Source organism: Halobacillus hunanensis (assembly GCF_900166655.1).
GTDB lineage: Bacteria > Bacillota > Bacilli > Bacillales > Halobacillaceae > Halobacillus_A > Halobacillus_A hunanensis.
The window spans coordinates 528021-540751 of the sequence record NZ_FVZB01000007.1; the positions used below are offsets into that span (position 1 = coordinate 528021).

Annotated in this window: 11 protein-coding genes; 10 read left to right on the top strand and 1 reads right to left on the bottom strand. The window is 43.6% G+C overall.

The genetic code is table 11. The features are described from left to right. Positions 1 to 21 precede the first annotated feature (21 nt). The 4 genes from B5354_RS15330 to B5354_RS15345 all read left to right on the top strand — a co-directional run bounded on the left by B5354_RS15330 (position 22) and on the right by B5354_RS15345 (position 3799). Complete coding sequence (locus tag B5354_RS15330; RefSeq protein WP_079529678.1) at positions 22 to 1512, top strand: MDR family MFS transporter; 1491 nt, start codon at positions 22 to 24, stop codon at positions 1510 to 1512. Positions 1513 to 1584: 72 nt separating this feature from the next. Beyond that, a complete protein-coding gene (gene dapD / locus B5354_RS15335) occupies positions 1585 to 2304 on the top strand; it encodes a 2,3,4,5-tetrahydropyridine-2,6-dicarboxylate N-acetyltransferase (RefSeq protein WP_079529679.1) in 720 nt (239 codons plus the stop codon). 60 nt (positions 2305 to 2364) lie between these two features. Next, positions 2365 to 3483 (top strand): N-acetyldiaminopimelate deacetylase, encoded by a 1119-nt coding sequence (locus tag B5354_RS15340; RefSeq protein WP_079529680.1) that lies wholly within the window; start codon positions 2365 to 2367, stop codon positions 3481 to 3483. A gap of 70 nt (positions 3484 to 3553) precedes the next feature. Continuing rightward, entirely contained in the window at positions 3554 to 3799 is a 246-nt protein-coding gene (locus B5354_RS15345; RefSeq protein WP_079529681.1) for a YkuS family protein, read from the top strand. Between the two features lie 66 nt (positions 3800 to 3865). On the opposite strand, the gene B5354_RS15350 is transcribed toward B5354_RS15345, so the two are convergent. After that, positions 3866 to 4714: a mechanosensitive ion channel family protein gene (locus tag B5354_RS15350; RefSeq protein ID WP_079529682.1), complete on the bottom strand. Its 849-nt coding sequence runs from the start codon at positions 4712 to 4714 to the stop codon at positions 3866 to 3868. A gap of 323 nt (positions 4715 to 5037) precedes the next feature. Between B5354_RS15350 and B5354_RS15355 the strand changes: the two genes are divergently transcribed. The 6 genes from B5354_RS15355 to B5354_RS15385 all read left to right on the top strand — a co-directional run bounded on the left by B5354_RS15355 (position 5038) and on the right by B5354_RS15385 (position 12729). Then, positions 5038 to 5580, top strand: a complete 543-nt coding sequence (locus tag B5354_RS15355) for a peroxiredoxin (protein WP_079529683.1) — start codon at positions 5038 to 5040, stop codon at positions 5578 to 5580. Positions 5581 to 5656: 76 nt separating this feature from the next. Continuing rightward, positions 5657 to 6109 carry a redoxin domain-containing protein gene (locus B5354_RS15360; protein WP_079529684.1) on the top strand — a complete coding sequence of 151 codons (453 nt, stop codon included), beginning with the start codon at positions 5657 to 5659 and terminating at the stop codon, positions 6107 to 6109. Positions 6110 to 6444: 335 nt separating this feature from the next. Beyond that, a complete protein-coding gene (locus tag B5354_RS15370) occupies positions 6445 to 8199 on the top strand; it encodes an ABC transporter ATP-binding protein (protein WP_079529686.1) in 1755 nt (584 codons plus the stop codon). A 40-nt stretch (positions 8200 to 8239) separates the two neighbouring features. Then, positions 8240 to 10072: an ABC transporter ATP-binding protein gene (locus B5354_RS15375; protein WP_079529687.1), complete on the top strand. Its 1833-nt coding sequence runs from the start codon at positions 8240 to 8242 to the stop codon at positions 10070 to 10072. Between the two features lie 294 nt (positions 10073 to 10366). Then, positions 10367 to 11719 (top strand): cytochrome ubiquinol oxidase subunit I, encoded by a 1353-nt coding sequence (locus B5354_RS15380; protein ID WP_079529688.1) that lies wholly within the window; start codon positions 10367 to 10369, stop codon positions 11717 to 11719. Continuing rightward, a complete protein-coding gene (locus B5354_RS15385; protein WP_079529689.1) occupies positions 11716 to 12729 on the top strand; it encodes a cytochrome d ubiquinol oxidase subunit II in 1014 nt (337 codons plus the stop codon). Before B5354_RS15380 ends, B5354_RS15385 begins: the two co-directional genes overlap by 4 nt. The last annotated feature ends 2 nt before the right edge of the window (positions 12730 to 12731 follow it).

Consider the following 12731-nt stretch of genomic DNA (forward strand, 5'->3'; position numbering starts at 1 on the left):
TTTGTCTGGGGATGATGGCGTATGGAGGAAGTTCAGCAACTACAACAAAAGCAAAAGCGCGGGCTCGTACTAGCCTCAATTATGCTGGCGATGTTTCTGGCGGCGATTGAGGCAACGATCGTGTCTACAGCTATGCCCAGCATTGTAGCGGATCTAGGCGGATTTAGCTTGTACAGCTGGGTCTTCTCCGCTTATTTGCTTACGAATGCTGCTACGGTATTACTGTTCGGAAGGCTCGCCGATATTGTAGGCCGCAAGCCGATATTTCTGATCGGAATCGGATTGTTTCTGACGGGGTCCACGATGGCCGCACTGTCCCAGACGATGTTATTTTTAATTGCGGCGCGGTTGGTTCAGGGGCTTGGAGCTGGTGCTTTAATGCCGATTGCCACGACGATCGTTGGTGATTTGTACACGAAGGAAGAGCGCGCCAAAATTCAAGGTTATTTGTCCAGCGTCTGGGGGATTTCAGCTGTATCAGGACCGCTGCTAGGTGGTTTTTTTGTGGATGTATTAAGCTGGCCATACGTATTCTGGATGAATATTCCGCTTGGGTTACTTGCGATGATCGGGATTGTCTGGTTTTTTAAAGAAGACCGGACACAGGATAAACAATCGGTGGATTTAGTTGGTTCGTTGTTAACGATGGTCACAGTCAGTCTCTCCATGTTGATTCTGGTGGAAGGCGGCGTGGGCATTCCCTGGCTGTCCCGTGAAATGGGAATCTTAATCGTGCTGGCCATGAGCAGCTTTATCATCTTTTTGTTCCATGAAAAAAGGGCATCTTCGCCGATGATGCCCTTTGAAATTTGGCGGGTGCGTGCGATTAAATACGCCAATTTAACCTCACTGACTTCTGGAATGATCTTGATTGGCGTTTCCAGTTATTTGCCGGCCTTTGTGCAAGGTGTGATGGAGAAGTCGGCAACAGTGGCCGGGTTTACCCTGACGACGATGTCGATTGGCTGGCCGATTGCCTCAACATTAGCGGGAAGACTGGTCTTAACAATTGGTTTTCGGGCCACTTCTATTCTTGGAGGGGCTTCGCTCATTGTTGGCGGCGGGATTTTCTCCTTGTTGTCACCTGAACGAGGTCCGGTGTTTGCGGCCATGGGCTCCCTGTTTATTGGAATTGGGATGGGTCTTTCCACAACATCATTTATCGTTTCCATTCAGAATGCTGTGAAGTGGGAGATGCGAGGGATCGCTACTGCTACGAATATGTTTATGAGAACATTAGGCAGTGCGGTTGGAGCCGCGCTTTTAGGCGGGCTGCTCAATAACCGGATTCAGGCTGCTTTGAATGCCTCTCATTTAAATAATCAGTTCTCAGTGGATTCGACGAACTTGTTATTAAATCAGGAAAGCAGAAGGGAGTTAAGTGAACAGGCTTTGCACGTATTAAAAGAGGGACTGACGTCTGGTTTGCAGCTCGTCTATATCGGATTGCTCGTGTTAGCGATCATCAGCCTGATTTTAATTTTACAATTGCCAAAGGGAAATAAGACATAAATTCTTGTCACGATAACAGTGCTTTGATAAAGTAAAGAATGTAATTAACTACGTGCCTGAAGGAGGATACATATGAAACAAATGGATGCTAATGAGATTATCTCATTTATTTCAAATAGTGAAAAATCAACACCTGTTAAAGTTTATGTGAAAGGAAAGGACCTTTCGACACTGGATTTTGGCGAAGATGTACGAGACTTTATTACTGGTGATTCAGGGGTTCTTTTCGGAGAATGGAAAGCGATTGAACCGCTTCTTGAAAAATATAGTGATCAAATTGAGGATTACGTGCTTGAAAGTGACCGCCGAAACTCAGCGATTCCCTTGTTGGATACGAAAAAAGTAAACGCTCGTATTGAGCCGGGTGCTGTTATTCGTGACCAGGTGGAAATCGGTGACGGTGCGATCATCATGATTGGCGCTTCCATCAATATTGGTTCTGTCGTTGGAGAAGGAACGATGATCGATATGAACGTTGTTATGGGAGGTCGTGCAACTGTCGGAAAAGACTGCCATATTGGCGCTGGAGCTGTTTTAGCAGGCGTAATTGAACCACCTTCCGCACAACCTGTCGTAATAGAGGACGAAGTAGTCATCGGAGCTAACGCGGTCGTTCTTGAAGGAGTAACGGTTGGAAAAGGTTCAGTCGTTGCAGCCGGTGCGATTGTAACCGAAGACGTTCCTCCAAATACAGTAGTTGCCGGGACACCTGCTAAAGTCATTAAGAAGATTGATGATCAAACGAAATCCAAGACGGAGATTAAGAAGGAATTGCGAAAACTTGATCAGTAATTTTTTTAAGACCTTGCTCCTTAAAAAGCAAGGTCTTTCCTATAACAGGAGGCTTAGTGAATGTTAACAGAATCGGAACTCATCCAAATACGCAGAGATTTGCATCGAATCCCTGAGCTCGGCTTTCAAGAGGTGAAAACACAGACATACTTACTATCGTTTATAAACGAATTACCTCAAGAGCATATAACGGTGGAAACGTGGAAAACAGGTGTTTTTGTAAAAGTAGAAGGGCAGGCGCCGCAAAAAACAATCGGCTATCGTACTGACATCGATGGGCTGCCTCTAACAGAAGAAACAGGTTACCCCTATGCTTCCACTCACAATGGTCAGATGCATGCATGCGGCCATGATTTTCATATGACGATTGCACTGGCTGCTCTAGAATCGTTAGCTCATCAGCCTGCGGACCATCACGTTGTATTTATGTTTCAGCCGGCAGAGGAAGGCCCTGGCGGCGCAGAGCCGATGTTGCGTTCGGAACCAATGAAACGATTTAAGCCTGACGTTATATTTGCTCTTCATATCGCTCCAGAGCTGCCATCAGGAGTCGTTTCATCCAGGCCAGGCTTGCTGTTTGCCAACACGAGTGAATTGTTTATTGACTTAACAGGCAAAGGCGGACATGCGGCGTATCCGCATTTAACGAAGGATATGATCGTGGCCGGAAGTTTTCTCGTGACTCAGCTGCAGCAAATTGTTGCCCGCCGTGTTGATCCGCTCGATAGTGCTGTGATTACGGTCGGCAAAATTACGGGCGGCAGTGTGCAAAATATTATTGCCGAGCAGGCGAGGCTTGAAGGAACCGTCCGGACAATGTCACCGCAAGCTATGGAACGTGTAAAAGCTGAAATTGAAAAGGTTGTTCAGGGGATAGAGATAGCTCATGATTGTTCGGCCACGATTGACTATGGTTCGAACTATTATCAAGTCGAGAATGATCCTGATTACGTGGAAAAATTTGCAGCGATCGCAAACGATTCCGGCGTCACTTATCGAGAGGCGAGTGCAGCGATGACAGGGGAAGATTTCGGCTACATGTTAAAAGAGATTCCAGGTTTCATGTTCTGGCTCGGCGTGGATTCGCAGTCAGGCCTTCACACCTCACAATTGGCCCCTAAAGAAGAAGCGTTAGCAATTGGAGCGCGACTCGTAGTTAACGGACTGCGCCAATTATAAAAGCTGTGCATAATCCCGGTTCCTTTGGCAATAATAACCACGTGATTCTTATAAATAAGGAGGATTTCACGTGAAAAAAGTAGCCATTGAGGAAAATTTAAGTGACATTCGTTCTGCGCTGCAGCAAAAAGGGTATGACCTTGTGACCTTACAAAACAGTCAAGATGCTGAAGGCTGTGATTGCTGCGTGATCTCTGGACAAGATCGTGACGTTATGGGAATTCAGAACGCTGCCACAAATGGTGTGGTCATTGATGCCCGAGGCCGTACAGCCGATGATGTGTGTCAGGAAGTAGACAACTGTTTTTCATTATAACTATAGAGGGGAGACCCCTCTATACATAGAAAATCCCGGGCTCCTAAAGAGTCCGGGATTTTTATCTTAATTTGCTTTTGGCTGCTTGTCCACGTTGACTTGATGTGGATATGGAATATCAATGCCTGCTGCATCGAGTGCTTCTTTAATCGCTTTTCTCATATCTCGTTCCACGCCCCACTGTTCCATGTTGGCTGTTTTACCTAAGATTCTAAGGACGATATCAGATGAGCCGATGCTTTGGACCCCAAGTACGTCCGGGCCTTCTTTAAACCGAGGGTCCTCTGCAAAGTCTTCGGCCACTTTTGAAAGAACTTCAATGGCTTCGTCAATGTTGTCTTCGTAGCTGATGCCAATATCGACAAGTGCGCGCATATTTCCGCGTGAATGGTTGCTGACTCCTGCAATATTACGGTTTGGAATATAATGAAGTGTTCCGTCAAAGCCTCTAAGCTTCGTCGTACGAATTCCAACTTCCTCTACGATTCCATCATAACCCGCGGCGGTTACATAGTCATCCACTTCGATTTGACGTTCTAGTAGAATGAAGAAACCCGTAACGATATCTGAAACTAACCCTTGAGCTCCAAATCCAATCGCCAGTCCAACAATTCCAGCTCCAGCCAGAAGTGGTCCGATGTTAATGTTGATCGCACTTAATATCATAACGATTAGGACGAATAACAGCACATAGCTGAAGAGGTTTACTGAAATTTTCTCCAGTGTTTTCGTGCGTGATTCACTTAGTTTACGCTGCTTTCCCATTCTGCCAATCGCAGCTTCGATCGCTTTTTTTCCAATGGGACTAATGATTGCAAATGCAATCAGGATAACTAGAATCTCCAATCCGCCTGTAATTAGCCACTCCACTAATACAGAAGGATTGAATTTAAATCCTTCTTCAAACAAATTCATAAGCAAACTCCTTTCATGTGCATCCAGTTCTTTCTATATGATAGCGGAAAGTTACGAGTTGTTTCAATGATTTTCGTTTTTTACATGAGATTTTGTCGAAATACTAGATAAGCTTATTAGTTTACTTTCCTCAACAAATCATGTTTAATGAGAACTGTGAAGGCACATATTAGTAATATATGTCCTTTTATTGGAGATCTAAACTAGTTTAGATTTATTATTACTTTAGATTGACTCTAATGAAATATCTAGTTATACTATATTATGTGCTAGATAGCAGATCACTTATAACAATGCTATAAAACATTTTGGAGGGATTTACAATGGCAGAACGCATGGTAGCAAAACAAGCACCTCGCTTTGAAATGGATGCAGTACTACCGAACAAGGAATTTGGGAAAGTTTCACTAGAAGAAAACATGAAAAACGATAAGTGGACGGTTCTATTTTTCTATCCAATGGATTTCACATTCGTGTGCCCGACAGAAATTACAGCTGTTTCTGATCGCTTCGATGAATTCGAAGATCTTGATGCAGAAGTAGTAGGGGTTTCTACAGATACAATCCATACTCACCTGGCATGGATTAACACGTCTCGTGAAGACAATGGTCTTGGCGATCTAGAGTATTCTCTAGCAGCGGATACTAACCATCAGGTTGCGAAAGACTACGGAGTATTAATCGAAGAAGAAGGGGTTGCTCTTCGCGGTCTATTCATCATCAGCCCTGAAGGCGAACTTCAGTACCAAGTGGTGAACCACAACAACATCGGCCGTGACGTTGATGAAACACTTCGCGTCCTGCAAGCTCTTCAAACTGGCGGACTTTGCCCAGCAAACTGGAAGCCAGGTCAAGAAACGCTTTAAGTTGAAATAAGGTCAAAAAGGTCTAACTTAAGTGTTAGACCTTTTTCGATAAAAGTATAGATAGGAGGAAGAACAAATGCGCTTAAGAACACCTATGCCTGAACTTCCTGAAGCAACAGAGTGGTATAATAGTGATGCACTCACAAAGGAAGACTTAACAGGTGATAAACCGACATTGATTCACTTCTGGTCTGTAAGCTGCGGACTATGTAAAGAAGCAATGCCAAATGTGAACGAATTTAGAGATGAATACAGTGATGATTTAAATGTGATAGCTGTTCACATGCCTCGTTCTGAGAAAGACTTAGACCTTGAACAGATAAAAGAGGTCGCTGAAGAACATGGCATTACGCAGCCGATCTACGTGGATAATCAGCATGCTTTAACAGATGCTTTTGAAAATCAATATGTACCGGCTTATTACGTATTTGATGAAGAAGGCAACTTGAGACACTTTCAAGCAGGCGGCGGCGGTATGAAAATGCTGCGCAAGCGTGTGAACCGTGTGCTTGGCGTCAATCAGAAATAACTGTCATAATGAGCAATTCCCTTCGTAAAATGGGGAGTTGCTTTTTTATTGAGTTCATTACCAGAGCGAGTGCAATTCGGCCCAAGCATACGATTATTCTCCCCAAGCGAAAGAAGATTCGGCCCAAACTCTCGTGCATTCTCCCCAAACCAAAAAAGATTCGACCCCAACAGCTCCGTATTCATAGAATTACTTCAATTACTAGCAAACACCACTCTCCAGCCGAACAAAAAATTAAATTTGAAGAAATTTTTAAAAATTTCTTCAAATAGGTGGAAATTTATTTCGATTGCCGATATATTATTAATTACGTAAAAAAGAAAGGGAGGGACATCATGGAAACGTTTAAAAAGTTAAAGCAATTTTATTGGCCGTTTAAATCCTTCTTTTTATGGTCATTATTTGCCCTTCTATTTGTCACTGGCATAACCGTTGTTTATCCAATTGTGCTGCAAATTACAATTGATGAAGTCGTACGGGGAGAAAGGTATAATCTTATCCCGTATATCGGAGCTGCTTTTATTTTACTTATGATTGTAAAAGGTGTCGCGACATACTTTCACCAGTATCTTGGTGATTACTTCGGGATTAGGTCTGTTTATACGATGCGTGATGCACTTTATAAAAAACTGCAGCGTTTGTCGTTTAAGTACTATGACAACGCGAAGACAGGTGACATCATGTCACGATTGACAGCAGATGTAGAAGGATTTCGGTTCTTCCTATCGGTCGGCTTTTCCGAACTTATTCGCATTGTGTTGTTGATTTTAATCAGTCTAACTGTCATGTTTTATTACTCAGTTCCACTGGCTCTGGTCACGATGGCTGCTATGCCGTTTCTAACGGTTGTGGTGTTTAAGTTTGATAAGCAAGTTCATCCGGCTTTTCGTAAAATTAGAAAGTCATTTGGTAAGCTCAACACTCGTGTTCAGGAAAACATCAGTGGTATGAATACGGTGAAATCGCTTTCGAGAGAAGAGTTCGAAGTGGGGCGGTTCTTAAACCGCAGCGATGATTATCGGAAGAAATACATTGATACGTCTAATATTTGGTCGCGTTTCTTCCCTCTTATGGAATTCATCGGCAACGTGAGTGTTATAGCGCTGCTCGCTTATGGCGGCTATCTCGTCATCAATGGGTCCTTGCAATTAGGGGAGCTTGTCGCCTTCTTCAGCCTGGTTTGGTATATTTTAGGGCCATTAATGAATTTTGGCTTTGTCATTAACCTTTTTTCTCAATCAAAAGCCTCTGGAGAACGCTTGCTCGAGATTTTAGAAGCGAAGGAAGACATTACGGAACGAGATCAACCTCTTGTGCTCGATCGATTGCAGGGACATGTGACGTTTGATGATGTCACCCTTACGTACACAGAAGATGATGATTCGGCTTTGAAACATATTAGCTTTGATGCCCCTCCAGGAAAAACAATCGGACTTATTGGAGCAACCGGTTCTGGGAAAACGAGTATTACCCAGTTAATCACTCGCTTTTATGAACCGGAACAGGGATGCGTACTCGTTGATGGGAAACCAGTCGATGAGTATGGGTTAAAAACGTTACGTAAAAATATCGGCTTCGTACTGCAAGAGTCATTCTTATTTTCTACGTCCATTAAAGAAAACATTTCCTACGGTAACCCTGATGCAACCCTCGATGACGTAATGGCTGCAGCTAAAAGAGCGCAGGCCCATGAGTTTATTATGGATATGCCAGAAGGATATGACACTTTGCTTGGTGAAAGAGGAATGGGCTTATCTGGCGGACAGAAACAGCGAATTGCCATTGCCAGGGCCATTTTAATTGATCCAGCCATTCTCGTCCTTGATGATGCGACTTCGGCCGTTGATATGGAAACAGAGTTTAAGATTCAACAAGCATTGCGAGAGGTGATGGAAGGCCGCACGACATTCATCATTGCCCACCGGATTTCCTCTTTAAAACATGCTGATGAAATCATCGTGCTGGAAGACGGCCTCGTTAAAGAACGCGGCGTTCACGAGGACTTGCTTCTCAACGGGGGACCCTATCAACGAATTTACGATATTCAGTATCAAGATAAAGAGAAAATCTTAAATTCTTCCATTTCATAATCAGAATGTAAAACTACCTTTTTCAAAAGGAGGGGAGAGCATGGCTCGCAAACCCAAACATAGACCTGAAACGAATAAACATTTAAACCGGTTTAAATACACGCAGGACCAGGCGATTGAAAAACCGTTCAACTGGACGCAAATGCTTCGTTTACTCTCATACGTTAAGCCGTACACAAGGCGTCTGCTGCCGATATCGATTATTGCCATGTTAGTTTCGACGATCGTACGGCTAGTGGTTCCTATTTTAATTGGTAAAGTAGCCATCGATATCGCCATCGCAGAAAGCAATGTGAGTTTACTTATACAGCTCGTAGTCGGCATCGCCATTATGTACGTGCTCAGTTATATCGGTAATGCGTTACGAATTAAATATGTTAATATTTTGGGGCAAAATGTGATTTACGACTTGCGCCAGCACTTATTCTCGCATGTGCAGCGTCTTTCTCATAAATTTTTTGACTCACGATCAGCTGGTTCAATTCTTGTACGAATTATGAATGATATTAATTCCTTACAAGAGCTTTTTACCAACGGGATTATTAATCTTTTAATGGATGTTGTCATGTTGACAGGCATTATCGTCATCCTGTTTGCACTAAGTCCGAAGCTTGCCCTTGCGATACTAGTGATTATGCCAATCATGTTCTATATTTCAACGAAGCTGCGGCGGAATATTCGCCGCTCATGGCAGCAGGTTCGTATCCAACAATCGAGGCTGAACTCCCATTTAAATGAAAGTCTTCAAGGCGTGCGGATTACACAATCCTTTTCACAGGAAAATGAAAATGCCGAATACTTCAATGGAGTCAACACCGACAATTTTCAGTCGTGGAATACCGCAACAAGAAAAAGTGCGATGTTCCGTCCGTTTGTAGAAATGAGTAATGCAGTCGGAACGGTCATCCTCGTGGCATACGGGGCACACCTTATTTTACAAGGGGATATTGAAATTGGTACATTCGTGTCGTTCGCTTTTTTCCTAGGTATGTTCTGGGAGCCGATTTCCCGTCTTGGCCAAATGTATAACCAGCTTCTGATGGCGATGGCTGCCTCAGAGCGTATTTTTGAATTTCTCGATGAGCAGCCAAATGTTCAGGAAAAGCAAAATGCCCAAGAGCTTACAGATATGAAAGGGCATATTGAATTTGATCATGTCCAATTTGCCTATGATGAAAAGCGAATCGCCCTGCATGATATCTCACTTGAGATGAAACAGGGAGAAACGGTAGCTTTAGTCGGGCATACAGGATCGGGCAAATCAACCATTGCTAACTTAATCAGCCGTTTTTACGACCCTACCAAAGGGGCTGTGAAGATTGATGGAACGGACTTGCGCGATGCCACTATTGATAGTGTACGTCAGCAAATCAGTGTTGTTCTGCAAGACACGTTTATTTTCTCAGGTACGATCATGGAAAATATACGGTTTGGCCGGCCAACCGCCTCTGATCAAGAAGTAATGGAAGCAGCCAAAGTTGTCGGAGCTGATGATTTCATCCAGCGATTGAGTGATGGATATGCAACAGAAGTAGAGGAACGCGGCAATATTTTATCAGCCGGTGAACGGCAGCTGCTGTCCTTCGCGAGGGCGCTACTCGCTAATCCTAAAATCTTGATTCTAGATGAAGCGACCGCAAGTATTGACACGGAAACCGAAATGAAAATCCAGCAAGCCTTGCAACGATTGTTGAAAGGCAGAACAGCTATTATCATTGCTCACAGACTGTCGACGATTCGGGAAGCGGATACGATTTATGTGCTCGAACACGGTAAGATTCTGGAGCATGGGTCCCATGATCGATTGATGGATCAAAAAGGCGAGTACTTTGAATTAGTGAAAGCACAGTTTCAAATGCTCGACGCCATCTGATTTTGTTAAGGAAAACAGTGATTTCCCATCACAGCCAAGCGGCCGTGATGGGTTTTTTGTGCTTTGCCCATAAATCTTCATCGATCAGGATTGACTGATCCACAATAGGGTAATGTATAGGAGAATACATCTACATAAAGGTAAATATTGTGTGAAGGATGTTTAGGAATAGAAAGTTTGTGAAGTTCGTCACAAAATCTTCATTAACCATCTACACAGGAACCGTTTGCACGATTTATAATTAAGGTAAGAATAAGTAACATTCACATTATTTTCGTTAGGGGGAAATCGTATATGTTCTTTGAAGACAGCGTCCTGATGAGCCGGCTGCTTACCTTCTTAACCCTCGGATTTCATGTCATCTTTGCAACTGTTGGTGTTGGAATTCCGATCATGATTTCGATCGCTGAGGGGATCGGTATTAAGAAAAAAGACCCGCACTATACCTTATTAGCGAGGCGGTGGACGAGAGGGCTGACCATCACGGTAGCTGTTGGTGTGGTAACCGGAACAGCGATCGGTTTGCAGCTTTCCTTGTTGTGGCCCAGCTTTATGAAAGTAGCGGGAAATGTAATCAGCCTTCCATTATTCATGGAGGTATTCGCTTTTTTCTTTGAAGCCATTTTTCTTGGGGCTTATTTATATACGTGGGATCGTTTTAAGAATCCGATTTATCACTGGCTGCTGTCGATTCCAGTCGTCATCGGGTCTACTTTATCTGCCTTCTTTATTACAACCGTCAATGCGTTTATGAATGCCCCGCAGGGATTTGAAACGGAAGGAGACAAGCTGATCGCTGTCGATCCGTTTGCGGCGATGTTCAATCCGGCCACACCCACGAAAGTAGCTCATGTGATCAGTTCGTCTTATTTAACGTCGGCAGCTATTTTAGCTACAATCGCTGCGTTTATTATGCTCGTTCGGAAAAGTACGATTTATCATAAAAAAGCATTAAAACTAACCGTTGCTGCTACATTCATTTTTGCTGTGGCAACAGCCGTCGCTGGAGATTCGTCTGCTAAATACCTTGCCGAATACCAGCCGGAAAAACTGGCGGCCGGCGAGTGGCATTTTGAAACAGAGAAGAATGCCGATCTTATTATATTTGGTACGTTAAACGAAAATAATGAAGTGGAGAATGCGATCCGTATTCCCGGGGCCTTGAGCTTTCTGGCACATGGAGATTTTAATGCTCTCGTGGAAGGATTGAATGAAACACCGGAAGATGAGCGGCCGCCGCTTTGGATTCATTACATGTTCGACTTTATGGTGATGATCGGTTTTTATTTAGTCGGCATCTCGTTTCTATTCTTGATTTTCTGGAAAATGAAACGCTGGAATGAGTATAACAGGTGGTTACTAACAGGTCTTGCCGCCGTAGGACCGTTAGCGATGCTCGCTATTGAGTTTGGCTGGATCTTTGCTGAAGTCGGACGCCAGCCATGGATTCTACGAGGATTTATGACCGTGGCGGAAGGGGCTACTACTTCGCCGCACGTAGGCTTAATGTTTTTACTATTTCTAGGATTGTATATTGTCTTAGGTACTGGGTGTTTAGTTGTTCTCAGGAAAATATTTAAGAACAATCCAGCGGAACTGGAATTGGAAAGTCGCTACCCTCATGTAAAGGAGAGTGACAAAGAATGAGCTATGAATATATTGGAATCACGGTCCTTTGGCTGTTCTTATACGGATACTTGATTGTGGCTTCTATCGATTTCGGAGCCGGATTTTTTGCTTATTATGCTAAGCTAACGAAGCAAGACCATATTATAAATAAACTGATTTCAAGGTACCTTTCACCCGTTTGGGAAGTGACCAACGTATTCTTCGTCTTTTTCTTCGTTGGTCTAGTCGGTTTTTTTCCGGACACGGCTTATTACTTTGGTCAATCTCTGCTCGTGCCAGGCAGTATAGCGATCGTCCTGCTTGCGATCCGAGGTTCCTTCTATGCGTTTGAAAGTTACGGGTCAAAAGATAATCACGTGTATATGTTTCTATATGGGGCAACAGGGTTATTAATTCCCGCTTCGCTGGCTACCGCGATGACCATCTCTGAAGGCGGATTTATTGAGGAAACGGCCAATGGAGTCCATCTGATGATTGGTAAATTACTGACCAGTCCGTATTCCTGGAGTGTCGTTCTGCTTGCGATTGTATCTGTTTTATATATAAGTTCGACATTTCTCACCTATTATGCACACCGGGCGGATGACGAGCCAGCACTGGCCATCGTTCGGAAATACGCCTTGTTTTGGAGTTCGCCGACCATTATCGCCAGTTTAACAACCTTCATCGCATTAAGTCAGCATAACTTCGATCATTTTCAAAAAGCGATTGAGCTTTGGTGGATTTTTGGGCTTTCGGTTGCCTTCTTTATGATCGGCTTATTTCTTATCTATCAAGGGAAGTATTATGGTTGGGCATTCCTTGCGGTGATGTTCCAGTTTTTCTTTGCCTTCTTCGGTTATGGAGCCTCCCATTTACCTTATATTATCAAGCCGTTTGTAACGATTACGAGCGGCGCTACGAATGAAACGATGGGCATCACCTTGATTATTGCTTTTATAGGCGGACTGTTGTTGTTAGTCCCATCACTGATCATGCTCCTGCGTATGTTTTTATTCGATGCAGATTATGTTCAGGGGAAAAAATAGCG